The sequence below is a fragment of the Pectinatus haikarae genome, from assembly GCF_015732185.1.
GTDB classification, from domain to species: Bacteria; Bacillota; Negativicutes; order Selenomonadales; family Selenomonadaceae; genus Pectinatus; species Pectinatus haikarae.
This window is the reverse complement of the sequence record NZ_WIQM01000016.1, coordinates 277,767-294,224: the sequence shown is the minus strand read 5'-3', so window position 1 is coordinate 294,224 and position 16,458 is coordinate 277,767. Positions and strand designations below refer to the sequence as shown.

At 44.6% G+C, this 16,458-nt stretch carries 13 protein-coding genes; all 13 read left to right on the top strand.

The window, feature by feature from the left end; genetic code table 11:
* Nucleotides 1-16 precede the first annotated feature (16 nt).
* The 13 genes from I6758_RS11940 to I6758_RS11880 all read left to right on the top strand — a co-directional run bounded on the left by I6758_RS11940 (nucleotide 17) and on the right by I6758_RS11880 (nucleotide 16,456).
* A complete protein-coding gene (locus I6758_RS11940) occupies nucleotides 17-646 on the top strand; it encodes a helix-turn-helix domain-containing protein (RefSeq protein ID WP_196605490.1) in 630 nt (209 codons plus the stop codon).
* A gap of 133 nt (nucleotides 647-779) precedes the next feature.
* A complete protein-coding gene (dpaL, locus tag I6758_RS11935; protein ID WP_196605489.1) occupies nucleotides 780-1,976 on the top strand; it encodes a diaminopropionate ammonia-lyase in 1,197 nt (398 codons plus the stop codon).
* A gap of 25 nt (nucleotides 1,977-2,001) precedes the next feature.
* Complete coding sequence (locus tag I6758_RS11930; protein ID WP_196605488.1) at nucleotides 2,002-3,186, top strand: YgeY family selenium metabolism-linked hydrolase; 1,185 nt, start codon at nucleotides 2,002-2,004, stop codon at nucleotides 3,184-3,186.
* Between the two features lie 35 nt (nucleotides 3,187-3,221).
* The gene (hydA, locus tag I6758_RS11925) at nucleotides 3,222-4,592 is read left to right on the top strand and encodes a dihydropyrimidinase (protein WP_196605487.1); all 1,371 of its coding nucleotides are present in this window, start codon (nucleotides 3,222-3,224) and stop codon (nucleotides 4,590-4,592) included.
* The gene (locus tag I6758_RS11920) at nucleotides 4,589-6,175 is read left to right on the top strand and encodes an N-acyl-D-amino-acid deacylase family protein (RefSeq protein ID WP_196605486.1); all 1,587 of its coding nucleotides are present in this window, start codon (nucleotides 4,589-4,591) and stop codon (nucleotides 6,173-6,175) included. Before hydA ends, I6758_RS11920 begins: the two co-directional genes overlap by 4 nt.
* Before the next feature lie 34 nt (nucleotides 6,176-6,209).
* Nucleotides 6,210-7,427 carry a molybdopterin molybdotransferase MoeA gene (locus I6758_RS11915; protein WP_196605485.1) on the top strand — a complete coding sequence of 406 codons (1,218 nt, stop codon included), beginning with the start codon at nucleotides 6,210-6,212 and terminating at the stop codon, nucleotides 7,425-7,427.
* 22 nt (nucleotides 7,428-7,449) lie between these two features.
* A complete protein-coding gene (moaA, locus tag I6758_RS11910; RefSeq protein WP_196605484.1) occupies nucleotides 7,450-8,415 on the top strand; it encodes a GTP 3',8-cyclase MoaA in 966 nt (321 codons plus the stop codon).
* 188 nt (nucleotides 8,416-8,603) lie between these two features.
* The gene (locus I6758_RS11905) at nucleotides 8,604-9,941 is read left to right on the top strand and encodes a nucleobase:cation symporter-2 family protein (protein WP_196605483.1); all 1,338 of its coding nucleotides are present in this window, start codon (nucleotides 8,604-8,606) and stop codon (nucleotides 9,939-9,941) included.
* 21 nt (nucleotides 9,942-9,962) lie between these two features.
* The gene (gene ssnA, locus I6758_RS11900; protein WP_196605482.1) at nucleotides 9,963-11,279 is read left to right on the top strand and encodes a putative aminohydrolase SsnA; all 1,317 of its coding nucleotides are present in this window, start codon (nucleotides 9,963-9,965) and stop codon (nucleotides 11,277-11,279) included.
* Nucleotides 11,261-12,934 (top strand): 4Fe-4S dicluster domain-containing protein, encoded by a 1,674-nt coding sequence (locus I6758_RS11895; protein WP_196605481.1) that lies wholly within the window; start codon nucleotides 11,261-11,263, stop codon nucleotides 12,932-12,934. Before ssnA ends, I6758_RS11895 begins: the two co-directional genes overlap by 19 nt.
* A gap of 54 nt (nucleotides 12,935-12,988) precedes the next feature.
* Nucleotides 12,989-15,142 (top strand): xanthine dehydrogenase family protein molybdopterin-binding subunit, encoded by a 2,154-nt coding sequence (locus I6758_RS11890; RefSeq protein ID WP_196605480.1) that lies wholly within the window; start codon nucleotides 12,989-12,991, stop codon nucleotides 15,140-15,142.
* Complete coding sequence (locus I6758_RS11885; protein ID WP_196605479.1) at nucleotides 15,135-15,608, top strand: (2Fe-2S)-binding protein; 474 nt, start codon at nucleotides 15,135-15,137, stop codon at nucleotides 15,606-15,608. The genes I6758_RS11890 and I6758_RS11885 overlap by 8 nt, the downstream gene beginning before the upstream one ends.
* Complete coding sequence (locus I6758_RS11880; RefSeq protein WP_196605478.1) at nucleotides 15,602-16,456, top strand: FAD binding domain-containing protein; 855 nt, start codon at nucleotides 15,602-15,604, stop codon at nucleotides 16,454-16,456. Before I6758_RS11885 ends, I6758_RS11880 begins: the two co-directional genes overlap by 7 nt.
* The last annotated feature ends 2 nt before the right edge of the window (nucleotides 16,457-16,458 follow it).

The following is a 16,458-nucleotide window of genomic DNA, read 5'->3' as shown; positions in this document are numbered from 1 at the left end:
TATGAGGTTGGTGGATATGGAGAGTTTGTTGCAGCAGATACAGCCGGTTGTACAAAAAACGGCTCAGGCTATAGCGGAAGTTATCGGACTTGAAGTTGAGGTAGCCGATAAGAATTTTATACGTATTGCCGGTACCGGTAAATACAGCGAAAACTGCGGTGAATTGATGAATGCCGGATTTGTGTATGATCATGTATTGCAAACCGGAAAAATGATAATGATAGAGCATCCCGGTTTTCATATATTATGCAAACCCTGTCCGAATTACCAGAATTGTCCGGAGTATACGGAGCTTGCCGCACCGATAATTTTCAACGGAGAAACTGTCGGCGTCATCGGTTTGGTCAGTTTTGATGAAAAACAGACAAGGCATTTTGTGGAGAATAAGCCGTGGATGGTGCAATTCATCGGCAAAATGGCAGAGCTTATAACCGGAAATATTGCTGAAGTGGCGGAAGAAGAACAGGTCAGCAAGAATAAAAAATATAGTGAACTCAATCTTGGTGATTTGGAAAGACGTACGATACAAAAAGCACTGGAGGAAGTGGCGGGAGAAGTGCGCAAGGCAGAAAAAGCCGCAAAAATGCTTGGTATAAGCAGAGCCACTTTGTACAGAAAGATACAGGAATATGATTTGACGGATTGAGAATAAATTGCATATTGACATTTGTTTCAAAATAAGATAACATTAGTCTCATAAAGAGATTAGACTAATGGCAGAGTCGCCTGGAAAATAAATTTTCCGGGCGTTTTTTCATTAAAAGGAGGATATTCTATAAATGCAGTTGACAGCATTTACCAAAGGCATAAAAAATATTAACAGCATTGATTTTTTAAACAGAGAGCACGCCGATAAGGTTCTGGCCTTTCATAAATCTTTTCCGATGTATAAGGAAACTCCGCTCGTCGAACTAAAAGAAATGGCAGCTTTGCTTGGGATAAAAAACTTTTTTGTAAAAGATGAGTCTTACAGGTTTGGGCTCAACGCTTTTAAAGTACTTGGCGGCAGTTTTGCCATTGGCAGCTATATTGCCAAAAAGCTTGGAATGGATATAAGTGAATTGTCCTTTGAGAAAATGATATCACCGGAAATAAAGGGAAAGCTGGGCAGTATAACTTTCGTAACAGCGACAGACGGCAATCACGGCAGAGGTGTGGCATGGACAGCAAGGCAGCTCGGTCAGAAAGCCGTCGTTTATATGCCGAAGGGCAGCAGTAAAGAGCGTTTTGAAAATATAAAAGCAGAAGGGGCAGATGTGACGATCACGGATCTTAATTATGATGATGCCGTGCGTCTGGCCAATTCACATGCCGATGAATATGGATGGGTAATGGTGCAGGATACCTCGTGGAAGGGATATCAGGACATACCAAAGTGGATAATTCAAGGGTACGGCACAATGGCGCTGGAAGCTTATAAGCAGCTGCCGGAAAAACCTACGCATATTTTTATTCAGGCCGGCGTGGGAGCTTTGGCAGGAGCCGTGACAGGATTTTTTGCCAATGTCTGCAAGGGGAAGGAAAAGCCGATAGTTACAATCGTAGAACCGGATACTGCCGCATGTATTTTTGATACGGCAAAGGCTGATGACGGCAGGCTGCATTTTGTGGGCGGCAGCATGAATACGATGATGGCGGGGCTGGCTTGCGGAGAACCGTGTGATATAGGCTGGAAAGTATTGGCAGGCTATGCTGATTTTGCCATAGCCTGTGCCGATAATGTATCGGCGAAAGGTATGAGAGCACTGGGGGCTCCTCTTGCCGGTGATAAACGCATAATTTCCGGTGAAAGCGGAGCAGCGCCGAGCGGTGCTGTTATGGAACTTTTAATGAAACCCGAATATGCGCAATTGTGCGGAAGAATAGGGCTCAATCAAAATTCAGTGGTTCTGTGCTTCAGTACGGAAGGTGCTACCGATAAAAAAAATTATCAGTCAATTGTATGGGACGGCAAAGAAGCGAGCTGTACAGAGTAAAGATAAAAACAAAGGGGAAAAGATCATGCTGGAACAAGAACGCAGCGGTGAAGTAATCGATCTCTGCCGCACGCTTATTAAAAATAAAAGTTATTCGGGAGAAGAAGACAAAGTCGCGCAGGTTTTGCGAGGCTATATGGAAAAAGCCCATTTTGATGATGTGCAGACAGATAAATACGGCAATATAATAGGACATATAAAGGGCAGGAAAAAAGGGCCGAAAGTGCTGTTTGACGGACATATGGACACTGTGCCCGTGGAAGATGAAACAAAATGGCAGTATCCCCCTTTTGCGGCTGAGATTCATGGCGATAAGATATATGGACGAGGTGCTTCCGATATGAAAGGAGCTGCTGCGGCAATGGTTGCTGCCGCAGGTTTTTTTGCTGAGGATTCGGACAGAGACTTTGCCGGTGATATTTATTTTGCGGGAGTTGTTCATGAAGAATGTTTTGAGGGAGTGGCTGCCAGAGAAATAAGCAGGATAGTGAAGCCTGATTATGTGGTAATCGGTGAAGCTTCAAATCTGAATTTGAAAATAGGACAAAGAGGCCGGGCAGAAATCGTGCTGGAGTCTTTCGGTAAAGCATGTCACTCGGCCAATCCGGAAAAAGGAATAAATGCTGTATATAAAATATGCCGTGCCATAGAAATGCTCAAAAAGGTAAAGCCACGGCATCATGCTGTTCTGGGAGATGGGATTCTGGAACTGACGGATATAAAATCAGCTCCCTATCCGGGTGCATCTGTTGTTCCTGAATATTGCAGAGCGACCTATGACAGACGGCTGCTGACCGGTGAAAATAAAGAATCGGTTATGGAACCGCTGAAAAATGCGCTGACGGAAATAATGCGCGAGGATAAAGATGCGCAATACAAAATCTCTTATGCGGTCGGTCAGGAAAAATGTTATACGGGCAATTGCATCATTGGTGAAAGATTTTTTCCGGGATGGCTTTATAAAGAAGATGATGAATTTATCGAAAATATAATTGCGGAACTGAACGCAGCCGGTTTTTCACCGGAGATCACTCAGTATAATTTCTGCACAAACGGCAGTCATTATGCTGGTGAAGCGGGTATAAAGACCATAGGTATGGGACCGTCAAAAGAAAATATAGCGCACACTGTCGATGAGTATATTGAAATAGATCAGCTGATAAAGGTAACAGAATGTTATAATGCTATCATGAAAGCGTTGCTGAAGTAAGTGAAAAATTCAATTTATGATGACGGGGACTTATTATGGAACTTATTATTGAGAATGGAATTCTTGTCACGGGACGCGATATATTCAAAGCGGATATAATGCTGAAAAACGGAAAAATCGCAGCCATCGGCAGCGATTTTGCAGAACAGCCGGGAGAAAGGATCAATGCCGACGGAAAATATATAATGCCAGGGGCTGTCGACGTGCATACACATATAGATTTGCAGGCCGGGGATTATCATACAAGTGACGATTTTTTTACGGGAACGCGTGCGGCTCTCTGCGGTGGGACGACTACCGTCGTTGAGCATCTGGCTTTTGGACCTGAAGGATGCTCTCTGCGCAGCAGGATAAATGAATATAAGACAGCCGCAAAAGACAAGGCTGTAAGCGATTATGGCCTGCATGGCGTTATTCAGCATGTTGATGCCGATATACTGCGGGAGATGGGCGAACTGGCAGCTGAGGGGATTTCCAGCTTTAAAATATATATGACATATGATTTCGCACTTGCCGATGCAGATATTCTGCGTGTCCTGGAAAAGGGCGGAGAGCTTGGTACTGTGACCGCTGTGCATTGTGAGAATGATTCGATAATAAATTATCTGCGCGGACGTTTTGCTGCCGAAAATAAAAAAACACCGTTTTACCATGCATTGAGCAGACCTGCCGAATGTGAAACGGAAGCTGTATGCCGAGTACTGCGCCTTGCACATATGGCAGGAGATGCACCGATCTACATAGTCCATTTGTCCACAGAGGGCGGTTTGAATGCTGTCAGAGAGGCAAGGGCGAGAGGACAAAGAAATATTTATACGGAAACCTGTCCGCAGTATTTGCTGCTTGATGAGAATTGCTACAGCAACAGGGATGCGGTAAAATACATTATGTCGCCGCCTCTGCGAAAGGCAGCAGATCAAGCGGCTTTGTGGAAAGGATTGTCTGACGGCAGTATTGATATAATAGCCACAGATCATTGTCCGTTTAGTACGGCAGATAAGCTGCGCGGTGAAAGAGATTTTACTGAATGTCCGAATGGTGCGCCCGGTGTGGAAGAAAGAGTCATGGCAATATTTTCCGCAGGAGTGGCGGCCGGAAAGATCACTTTGAATAAATTTGTGGAAACTTTATGCATAAATCCGTCACGTATTTACGGATTATATCCGCGCAAGGGAAATCTGCTGCCCGGCAGTGATGCTGACATCATGATCATAAATGAAAAGGGAGAAACTGATTTCAGCGATGCAGGACTGCATGGATCTGCCGGTTATTCTCTTTACGGGCAGAAAAAAATGACGGGCCGCATGGATGCGGTTATAAGGCGCGGTGATATTGTATATGCCGAAGACAGATTTATTGGACAAAAAGGAACAGGGCTGTTTATAGAAAGAAGGATATGCCGATGACAATAATGCTGACAAATTTAAAAATATTTGACGGCAGCGGTGAAAAACCGTTTGACGGCAATATTTTTATAGAAAATGATAAAATAGTAAAAACAGGCAGTTTTTCTGCAAAGGCTGACGAGCTTATCGATTGTACCGGCTTGTGCGCTGCCCCTGGATTTATCGATACACACAGCCACAGTGATCTGAATGTGTTGATAAAGCCGCAGCTGCTGCCAAAGATAATGCAGGGAATAACAACCGAAGTGCTCGGGCAGGATGGGGTATCGATGGCACCGCTGCCTGTAAAATATATTGATCCGTGGCGAAAAAATCTGGCAGGACTTGATGGTGACAGCAATGAGGTGGACTGGCAGTACGAGACTGCTGAAAATTATTTAAAAATGATAGAGAAAGCACAACCGTCCATCAATGAATGTTATCTTGTCCCGCACGGCAATGTGCGTATGGAGGCAATGGGGCTGATCAACAGGGCACCCAACGCCGAAGAAATGCACAGGATGAAGCAAATCCTGAGACGTGAGCTTGAAGCAGGCGCTTATGGCTTGTCCACGGGATTGATTTATATGCCTTGCGCTTATGCGCCTACTGAAGAATTGATAGAACTTTGTAAAGTGGCAGCTGAGTATGACAGTGTATTTGTCGTACATCAGCGCAGTGAAGCAGACACTATTATAGAATCAATGAGGGAAATAATAGAAATAGGCAGAAAGTCAGGAGTGAGAGTCCATTTTTCTCATTTCAAAGTATGCGGCAAGAAAAACTGGCATTATATTGATGAAATGGTAAAACTGCTGGATGCAGCACAGGCAGAAGGGATAAGAGTATCCTTTGATCAATATCCTTATGTCGCAGGCAGTACGATGCTGGGTGTGATTCTGCCGCCGTGGGTGCATGACGGCGGTACGAATAAGGTTTTGGAAAGATTAAATGATAAAACGGCAAGACAGAGAATGGTTCATGATATAGAAAACGGTATAAGCGGCTGGGATAATTTTATTGATTTTGCCGGAATGGACAATATATATGTCACAAGTGTAAAAACGGAAAAAAATAAGGATGCGGTAGGATTATCCTTGACAGAATTTGCCAAGCTGCGGCATAAGGCTACTTATGATGCTGTTTTTGATCTTTTATATGAGGAAGAAAATGCCGTAGGCATGGTAGATTTTTATGGTACGGAAGAGCATGTAAAGCTGTTTATGCAGCGGCCGGAGATGAACGCGTGCACTGACGGACTGCTTGGCGGCAAACCTCATCCGCGGGCATTCGGAGCTTTTCCACGTGTGCTGGGAAAATATGCGCGTGAAGAAAAATTGATGCCGATGGAAAAGGCAATTTATAAAATGACGAAAAAACCGGCCGCTGCTTTGGGCATCAAAAAACGGGGAGAACTCAAAAGCGGTTTTTATGCCGATATAGTGATCTTTGATGAAAAAACTATTATTGATAAAGGTACATTTATTGAACCTGTCCAATATCCGGCAGGAGTAGAGTATGTTTTTGTAAACGGATGTAAAATGCTGGAAAAGGGAAAATATATCACAGCGCAGAAGCGCTGCGGCAGGGTGCTGTACAGGTAATTATCGCTTTGCCGGCTATGATATGGTGATGTTTATGGAATATCGCAGATATATAGAGAAAGGTCCCATGCCTTCACGACGATCAATGCGTGAATTGCTGAGACGTGCTGTCGATTTTACCTGCCGTGCAGAAGAAGTCGATTTGCTGGACTGTATGGGCAGGGTCACGGCACAGAAGATAAAGACAAAGAGAGAACTGCCAAATGTACCCGTGGGGAAGATGGACGGAATAGGTGTCAGAGCGGATGCTTTTGCCGGAGGGATACCTGATACATCTTCATGGCAGGAAAAAAATGAATATGTGTTCGTTAATACAGGATGCGCTATATTGCCCCCTTATGATACACTGATAATGATAGAGGACGTCGATTTTTCCAAAGGCTATCCGATCATAAAAAAAATACCGCGGGCAGGACAAATGGTGGATCTTCCGGGCAGCGGCATCGGCAGGAATGAAGTCCTGCTGCCCCGTAATATGCAGATAACACCGCCGCTTATGGGACTCATGGCCGCCGGCGGAATCGAAAAAGTTTCGGTAATTGCAAAACCTAAGGTGGCATTCATACCGACCGGTGATGAATTATCTCCCTGGAGAGAAAGCTTTTTGCCTGCGGGTAAAAATATAGAATCAAACAGTGTTATGATATATGGTTTTTTGCAGGAATATAATGCCGAGCCGATAATATTGCCGATCGTTCCCGATGACAGAGATGCACTGCGGAAAGCACTGGAGGAGGCGGCAGAACAGGCCGATATAATTCTCATAAATGCAGGTTCATCAAAAGGAACGAAGGACTTTACACTGGATATATTGGAAAGTGAAGGCCGTGTGCTGGTCTATGAATTGGGGTGCCGCCCGGGCAAGCATTCAAGTTTTTCCTTTTTCCGCGGAAAACCGGTGCTGGGCATGGCCGGGCCGCCTAATGGCGCTGAGCTTGCCGCACGGTTTTATTTAAGTTCACTGATCAGCGTCTATTACGGACAAAAAGAAAAAACGGCGGTTCTTATTACTGCAAAAGCAGATTTTTCTTTTCAGGCTGCCGATGAATTTGATTTTTGTGTACAGGCACACATCTGCAGTAAAAACGGTGAGTATCATGCGGCAATAATAAACCCGAAAGCGGTCACGCGGCCGTTTTTGCTGCAAAAATGCAATTCATATATATATCTGCCGGCAGGACAAAAAATAACAGCCGGTGATAAAATAGAGGCTGAACTGTTGACAGGCGGAGAGGCCATCGATCAGCATTGATTTTCGGTAAAGGATGTTTTTTATGCTGGATAAACTGGGGCGCAGTATAGATTATCTGCGTGTTTCTCTGACAAATAAATGCAATATGCGCTGCCTGTACTGCCGTCCGGCAAAGGAAGGGGACGCTCTCTCTGCTGTGCAGCCGATTCAGTCTGACGATCTTTTATATCTGCTTTCTATTTTTATTGAAACCGGTATAAAAAAAATTCGTCTTACGGGAGGCGAACCGCTTCTTTTTCCTGAAATCATTAATTTTATAAAGTGCCTCGGAACTTTTCCCGATCTTAAAGAAATTGCTATGACGACAAATGGGGTATTGCTGCGAAAAAACAGTGCTGCTCTCATAAACAGCGGACTGAGCAGTATCAACGTCAGCATAGATGCGTTGACACCGGCTGTTTTTTCGGTGATGACACGCGGTGCCGATATAAATGAAGTTATTGAAGGCATCGAGTCGGTACGGAACCATATTTCTGTAAAAATAAACAGCGTTATTATGAAGAATATAAATGAACAGGAAATTATTCCTTTGGCGGATTTTTCACGCGAATATGATATACCGGTGCGTTTTATCGAGCTGATGCCTTTTTCACAGACAAAAGATTATGAAGGAATGTCTGAAGAAAGTATAAAAGGAATAATATCTGACAGATATGGCAGATTGTATGCTGAAAAATCAGGAAAAAGTGCCGCTCATTATTATAACTTCAGCGACAAACGCGGTAAGATCGGTTTTATATCAGCTATGTCGCATAAATTCTGCGGCAGCTGCAATCGTGTCCGGTTAATGGCTGACGGTTGTCTGCGTCCTTGTTTATATTCCGATAAGGAATATGATTTAAAACAAATGCTTAAACAAAATTGTTCAAGCAAAGAAATAACGGCGGCAATAAAAAAAATTATTTATGGGAAGCCCGAACAGCACGCTATGCAGAAGAAGATTTTCTTTAATATTAAGCATGGCTTTATGTCGGAAATCGGCGGCTGATCTGTTTATTGTCAGCCGGGACGGAAAGAAATTTACAGATTGACAACTGTCTCAAAATGAGTTATCATATGTCTCATAATATAAAAAAGGCAAGGGAGCCTGCAGATAAGCTTAATAAAGCTGTCTGCAGGCTTTTTATATTGTCTTGGCAAAAAGATTTAAGTCCGAATCAATTGGAGGGAATGACGATGGAGAAATTATTACATCCCGTAGATCAAAAATTGCCTTTGGGGCAGACTTTTTTATACGGCCTGCAGCATGTTTTGGCAATGTATGCAGGTGCTGTGGCAGTGCCGTTGATTCTTGCTAATGCACTGGGACTTGATACGGAACATCTTATTTATTTAATAAATGCAGATTTGTTTACCTGTGGTATAGCCACTTTGATACAGACACTGGGACCGTGCAGGATCGGCAGCAAGCTGCCGATTATTCAGGGAGTGACTTTTGCTGCCGTGACACCGATGATAATGATCGGCAAGAATGGCGGGCTGACGGATATATATGGGGCTGTGATAGTCTCGGGGCTGGTAGTTTTTTTGATCGCACCGTATTTCAGCAGACTGATTCGTTTTTTTCCTCCGGTAGTGACCGGTTCGGTTATTACGATCATTGGTTTATCTCTGCTGCCGGTGGCAGTGAGATGGGCCGGAGGCGGCAATCCGGCAGCCAAAGATTTTGGTGATGTTTCTTCGCTGCTGCTGGCTTTGCTGGTACTGGCTATAGTTATCGGTTTTTATCGCTGTTTCACAGGTTTTTTGCGCAATATTTCAGTCCTGCTGGGACTTGTCGCCGGAACGGTGATAGCAGTATTTTTGGGAAGAACGGATTTTTCCGCTATAGGCAGTGCTGCGTGGGTCGGCATGACTACACCGTTTTCTTTTGGGCTGCCGACCTTTGATATTTCGGCGATAGCCGCTATGATACTGGTCATGCTGGTTGTTATGACAGAAACAACAGGGGATTTTATCGCTGTCGGCGAAATAGTCGATAAAGAGATCGATAAGAAAACATTGACACGCGGTCTCAGGGCGGATGGTTTTTCTACTTTTTTAGGCGGTATATTCAACGCTTTTCCGTATACTGCATTCGCCCAGAATATAGGCTTGATCAGCCTTACCAATGTTAAAAGCCGTTTTGTTGTTGCCGCGTCGGGTGTCATTTTGATAGCATTGGGACTTTTTCCGAAGCTGGCGGCGCTGATTGCTTCAATACCTGCGCCTGTATTGGGCGGTGCGGGGCTGGCAATGTTCGGCATGGTTGCGGCTAACGGCATAAAAACACTCAGCAAGGTCGATTTCAACGGCAATTATAATGTATTGATAATAGGTGTAAGCCTTGCGATGGGACTGATACCTATGGCCATGCCCAATTTTTATTCGCATCTTACAGGGACCATGCAGGTTATTTTTGACAGCGGCATCACAGTGGGAAGTCTGACGGCAATAATCCTGAATGCGGTTTTAAACAAGGGCATTGAAAAGAATGCTGTGCAGGAAAAGGCCGGACAGGCAGAATATAAATAATTTTTAAGGAAAATATAACATATGTTTATTATAGGAAACGGCACCGTAATAACACATGATAATAATACGGTACTGCGGGACGGTGCTGTCGTTACGGCTGGGGATTCCATCATCGACTGCGGAACTCTTGCTCAAATGCGCAGTATATACGATAAAGCCTCCTTCGTAAACGCTGAAGGAGGTTTAATATTACCCGGATTCATTGATGCGCATGAACATATATACAGCATGATGGCCCGCGGCATGGCGGTTGAGCTGCCGAAACGGGCAGACTTGAATACGATATTGCAAAAATTATGGTGGAAACTTGATGCGGCGCTTACCAATGAATTGGTTTATAAAAGTGCTATGGCTGCATATATGGAATTGGTCAAAAACGGTGTTACTACAGTTATTGATCATCATGCCGCATACGGTGAAATTGAGGACAGCTTATCGGCCATTGCTGCTGCTGCCGAAGCATTCTCTGTAAAGTCATGTCTTTGTTATGAGGTATCTGATCGTTCCGGCAGGGATAAAATGAAAAAAGCTGTCAGAGAAAATGAACGTTTTATAAAGAAAACAGAAAAATCTGAGCTGCTGACGGGAATTATGGGACTGCATGCATCCTTTACCCTCTCGGATGAAACATTGCTGTATTGTGCCGAGCACGGCGGTGACGCGGGATATCATGTGCATGTTGCCGAAGGAGAGGCTGATCAGAATGAGTGTTTGGCAAGGCATGGCATGAGAGTAGTCGAACGGTTCGACAAGTTCGACATACTGGGGAAAAAAACTATTGCTGCCCATTGTATTCATGTGAATGAAAAAGAAATGCAGCTGCTGCGGCACAGCGGTACGGCGGTAGTGCACAATGCTCAATCCAACATGAATAATGCGGCGGGCTGTCCGCCGGTCATAAAGATGATGGAGCAGAATATTCTGCTCGGACTGGGTACGGACGGTTATACACATGATATGCTCGAGTCATGGAAAACAGCTTCCCTTTTACAGAAACATGTCCTGAATGATGCGGCTGCAGGGGGCAGGGAACTGTTTGAAGCGATGTTTTACAATAACAGAAAAATTGCCGGGCGTTATTTCAGCAGGGAAACAGGCATCATAAAAAAAGGCGCTGCGGCTGATATTATAATTGCCGATTATAAGCCTCTCACGCCGCTCACTGAGGAAAATGCAGAGGCACATCTGCTTTTTGGCCTTGCCGGCGGAAATATTTCCTTTACAATGACTCAGGGGCGGATAGTGATGAAGAACAGACAGCTGACCGCCTTGGACGAAGAAAAAATAATCGAAAATTGCAGACGGGGAGCGGCAGAGCTTTGGCAAAAGCTTCGCTGAAAGCGGATATGAGTGATAAAATGATACCGGCGGATTTTTCCGTCATGCTGAAAAATATAAGAAATGAATATAATAGTAAAAAGACTGTATATGGTGTGCCCGCAAAAATTATCAGCAGAAAAATATCCTATAAAAATGAATATATGGATATTGAAATGCCCTTCGGTCCGGCGGCGGGGCCGCATACACAGCTGGCGCAGAATATCGCGGCAGGTTATGCCGCGGGAGCGCGGTTCTTTGAACTGAAAACAGTGCAGGTGATCGATGGCGAAGAGCTGCATATAAATAAACCCTGCATAAGTGTGCCTGATGAATGTGAATGCTACAATATCGAATGGTCTACCGAGCTCACAACAGCACAGGCTTTCGCGGAATATGTGAAAGCATATCTGCTTCTGAAATTTATGTCCGTGGAATTTGAACTGGGTCGTCCTGACGGGTTCAGCTTCAATATGAGTGTCGGTTATGATTTGCAGGGAATAAAAAGCAAAAAAGTAGATACCTTTATCGAAAATATGAAAAACGCGGAAAATACTGCTGTTTACAGAGAATGCTGCGCATGCCTGGCAGAAGAGACTGATTCCTTTTCAAAATTTTCATTGACTGATCTTGAACGAATAAAGCCGCAGATAGCCCAATCTATAACAGTATCCACTATGCATGGCTGTCCTGCGGAGGAAATAGAAAAAATAGCTGAATATTTAATGGCGGAAAAGAAGCTGCCTGTATATATCAAATTAAATCCTACATTGAATGGACTGGCAGAAACAAAAAAAATTTTGGCAGACAGAGGATATGCTTATATAAAGCTTATCGAAAGCAATTTTGTCAATGATCTGAGTCAAGACGATGCTGAAGCTATGCTCAGGCGTCTGCTCAAAAAGGCAGAAAAAGCAAAAGGCTTTTTTGGTGTGAAGCTTACAAATACATTACCGGTGGCTGCAGACGGACAGCTGCCCGATAAACAGATGTATCTTTCGGGCAAGCCGCTCTTTCTGTTATCCTTGGCGGCAGCTGAAAAGTTGGCTGAAAAATTTGGGGATGAGCTGCCTGTATCATTTTCGGGAGGATTGGACGGGCATAATATCAGCCAGATATTTGAAACCGGCATTTATCCGCTGACGATGGCCACTGTTTTACTGAAGGGAAAAGGGTATCGCTGTTTATCAGAATATGCCGATCTCTTCGGCAGAATAGAAAAGACTGTGTCCAGACCGCAAAAAGATAAGATCAGTTTTTTGACCGGAATATCTCTGAATGATGCATATTATTGCAAGAAGCAGATGGTCCGCAGTAAAAAGGGGGCAAAACTTCCTCTGCTGAATTGCAAAAATTGCGGCCTTTGTATAACGGTGTGCCCGAACAGAGCAAATATCATGCTTGATGCCGGCGGCAAGAAACAAGTAGTGCATATTGATGCTTTTTGCAATGAGTGCGGCAGCTGTGCGGTATTCTGTCCATATGAAGGTAAACCGTATAGGGCTAAGTTTACAGTTTATCACTCATTGAAGGCATATATGACAGGAATAAATGACGGCATGGTTAAGGCAGAAGACGATTGGAAAATAAGGATTATGGCTGCAAAAAAAGAAGACAGCAGAGATCAGGCGGAACTGATCAAAGCCGCAAAGAAAGATATGCGTATGATGCTTTAGAATATGGCGTATATTTGTTGTAGTTCATGTTTTACTGAAGAGAGGCCGATTTTTATGAGTGATTTTGATATTGGTAAACCTGTACGGAAAGTAGATAATGACATTAAGCTTTCGGGGCAGGCAAAATATATTGCCGATTTCCATATTGACGGTATGCTTTATGCCAGAACAGTCAGAGCGGACTGTCCGCGCGGCATAATAAAAAGAATAGATATTCCTGTTTTACCGGAAGGATATTTTTCAGTGACTGCCGATGATATCCCCGGTAAAAATATCATAAAATTTTTGGCAGATGACTGGCCATTTCTGGCAAAGGACAGAGTGAATTATTTTGGTGAAGCCATACTGCTTATAGTCGGTCCGGATCGCGCAAAACTATTGGAACTGGCTGGCAGGGTATATATAGAGTATGAGATGATACCGGCAATATTAACGATAAAAGATGCTTTGAGCAATAACTTTACGCCGATATTCGGCAGTGATAATAAATTTGCCTCTTATAATTACGAAAAAGGAGATGTGGACAGGGGGTTCTCCGCAGCATTCAAGGTTGTAAGAGAAAAATATTCCACAGGTTACCAGAAACAGGCTTATCTGGAAAATCAGGGAATGATAGCAGTTCCGGAAAATGACGGTAAGATTTCTGTATATGGTTCGATGCAGTGTCCTTATTATGTAAAAAATGCCTTAGTTCAGGCATTGGCAGTCGGCGAAGAAAAAGTCCGCATAGTACAGGCTTTTACAGGAGGCGGCTTTGGGGGCAAGGAGGATTATCCTTCTTTATTGGCCGGGCATGCCGCATTTGCGGCTTTGAAAACGCGGCGTCCCGTAGCCGTACTTTATGAACGCGAGGAAGATACCGCTTATACACCGCGGCGCCATCCGGCAGAGGTAACATTGGAAACGGCTCTGGACAGAGAAGGCAGGATATTGGGCATGAAGGCTGATATAAAGTTAAACGGCGGTGCCTATGCGGGAATATCTGAAGTTGTGCTGCAGCGCAGCATCTATAATATCTGCGGTGTTTATAATATAGAAAATCTGCGTGTGACGGGTGCGGCAGTGGCAACGAATACTGTACCAAACGGTGCTTTTCGTGGATTTGGTGCACCTCAGGTCATTTTTGCCATAGAAATGCATATGGAAAGTCTGGCAAAAATCTTTTCGTACGATGTGCTTGATTATAAAAAACGGCATATGGCAAAACAAGGAGACAGAACGGCAACGAACGGTTTGTTCTATGATGAAATAAAATTGCCGGAAATGATTGAAAAGGCACAGGAGGTTTCCTTCTACACCTCGAAAAGGGCGGCTTATCAAGCAGACCCGGAATTGCACAAGGGAATAGGCATTTCTCTTTTTTTGCACGGTTGTGGTTTTACGGGCAGCGGTGAACGGGACATAATCAAAGCACAGCTGAAATTGCGCAGAAAGAAAGATTCCAAGAGGGTGGAAATCTTTGCGGCAAATGTCGACATGGGGCAGGGCTTGCAGACAACTTTCCGGAAGATTGCGGCAAGCGTATTGGATATATCTGTCGCTGATGTGATTTTTGCTTATCCGGATACGGACAGAGTACCCGATTCGGGCCCGACTGTAGCATCGCGTTCAATAATGATAGTGGGCCGGCTGCTGCAAAAGGCCGCCGAGCGTCTGAAAAAAAGATGGCAGGAAAATAACGATATCGAAATAATACAGGACTATGAAGCACCGGAGCGGATAAAGTGGAAGGGCGGAGAATCGTCGGGGGATGCCTATCCCGCTTATTCGTGGGGAGTAAATGTTGTAGAGGTAGAAATCGATCCGCTGACATGTGAGACCTCCGTGACAGGTGCATGGTCTGTTTTTGATATCGGACAGCCGATTGATGAAATGATCGTCGAGGGACAGATACAGGGCGGTATGTTTCAGGGGTTGGGCTATGCAGCAATGGAAGTTATGGCAAATGACGAAAACGGAAGATCACGTCAGAATAATCTGACCAACTATACGATTCCCACGGCTATGGATTTTGCTCCGATAGAAAATCATCTTATGAAAACTTACTATGAAGACGGGCCGTTCGGCGCAAAGGGGGCGGGAGAGCTTACACTGCTGGGGGCAGCTCCGGCGTACGCTTCTGCTGTTGCGCAGGCTATGAACATCCATATCGCAAAACTTCCGGTTACTCCCGAATATATTATGAGGGAGGCATCGGAAAATGAGTGAAATAAAGTTTCTTCTGAATGGAGGAAATATATCGGTGAATATAGATCCGACGATGCGGCTGCTGGATGTCCTGCGTGATATTCTCGGGCTGACAGGACCAAAGGAAGGATGCGGTGAAGGTGAATGCGGGGCATGCTCTGTACTTGTCGATCATAAATTGGTGAACAGCTGCATAATGCCGGCGGGAAATGTCGCGGGGCATGAGGTACTCACCATCGAAGGTTTCAGCGGTGAAATGCGTTATAAAAAGCTGGCGGATGCTTTTGCAGGAGCAGGTGCCGTGCAGTGCGGCTTTTGCACGCCAGGAATGATTTTAGCTGCCGAGGCTCTTTTGAACAAAGTGCCTCATCCTGATGAATCGCAGATCAGGAGGGCAATATCAGGAAATTTATGCCGCTGCACCGGTTATAATATGATCGTACAGGCGATCAGAACGGCAGCAAGGGAGGGCGCAGGATTATGGTAGAATCTTTTTTTCCGGATAATCTGGAAAAAGCATTGGAACTGCGTCAGAAAAAAGAAATACGCCCTATTGCCGGCGGTACTGATCTTATGGTCCGCTGGCGTCGTCCTGCCGGTATTTTACCGGCTTTTTCCGGTGATATGCTGTTCACGAAAAATATTGCCGAAATGAATATTCTGCAGAAAAAAGATACATGTCTGTATATAGGTGCCAATACGACATTGGCGCAATTGATCGAATGGAAATGGACGCCACGCCTTTTGCGGCTGGCACTGCTGGAAATGGCTGCTCCTGCGGTACGCAATGTAGGGACGATCGCAGGCAATATCTGCAATGCCTCTCCGGCCGGTGACACACTGCCGCCATTATATGCACTTGACGCAGTTGTATGTCTGCAGGGAGCGGCGGGAATACGTGAATTACCGGTCAGCAGTTTTATCACGGGACCGGGCAGGACCGTATTAAAAAGAGACGAATTACTTATAGGTATAAAGCTGTTTTTTCCGGCTCCTGACAATGATATGGTTTTTTATAAAAAAGTTGCTGTGCGCAGGGCCGCGGCGATAGCCAAAGTATCGCTGGCAATGAGAGGCAGCAAAAAGAACGGTTATGTTAAAACAATAGCTGTTGCCATAGGTGCTGTGGGACCAACCGTTGTCAGACTGCCGGAAATCGAACGGCTGGCGGAGGGAAAGACAGTATTGAATGCCGAATTGCTTAAAACCATTTACGGCGAATATGATAAGTTCATACAGCCTATAGATGATGTACGGTCCACGGCGGATTACCGCAGACAGACGGCCAGAAATCTGCTGCATCATGTGTATGATAACTGCATAAAATGGAATTAAAA

Bases quoted from the DNA above. Each gene is read 5' to 3' on its own strand.
- I6758_RS11940 (WP_196605490.1), top strand. From the start codon at position 17: ATGGAGAGTTTGTTGCAGCAGATACAGCCGGTTGTACAAAAAACGGCT.
- dpaL (WP_196605489.1), top strand. From the start codon at position 780: ATGCAGTTGACAGCATTTACCAAAGGCATAAAAAATATTAACAGCATT.
- I6758_RS11930 (WP_196605488.1), top strand. From the start codon at position 2,002: ATGCTGGAACAAGAACGCAGCGGTGAAGTAATCGATCTCTGCCGCACG.
- hydA (WP_196605487.1), top strand. From the start codon at position 3,222: ATGGAACTTATTATTGAGAATGGAATTCTTGTCACGGGACGCGATATA.
- I6758_RS11920 (WP_196605486.1), top strand. From the start codon at position 4,589: ATGACAATAATGCTGACAAATTTAAAAATATTTGACGGCAGCGGTGAA.
- I6758_RS11915 (WP_196605485.1), top strand. From the start codon at position 6,210: ATGGAATATCGCAGATATATAGAGAAAGGTCCCATGCCTTCACGACGA.
- moaA (WP_196605484.1), top strand. From the start codon at position 7,450: ATGCTGGATAAACTGGGGCGCAGTATAGATTATCTGCGTGTTTCTCTG.
- I6758_RS11905 (WP_196605483.1), top strand. From the start codon at position 8,604: ATGGAGAAATTATTACATCCCGTAGATCAAAAATTGCCTTTGGGGCAG.
- ssnA (WP_196605482.1), top strand. From the start codon at position 9,963: ATGTTTATTATAGGAAACGGCACCGTAATAACACATGATAATAATACG.
- I6758_RS11890 (WP_196605480.1), top strand. From the start codon at position 12,989: ATGAGTGATTTTGATATTGGTAAACCTGTACGGAAAGTAGATAATGAC.
- I6758_RS11885 (WP_196605479.1), top strand. From the start codon at position 15,135: ATGAGTGAAATAAAGTTTCTTCTGAATGGAGGAAATATATCGGTGAAT.
- I6758_RS11880 (WP_196605478.1), top strand. From the start codon at position 15,602: ATGGTAGAATCTTTTTTTCCGGATAATCTGGAAAAAGCATTGGAACTG.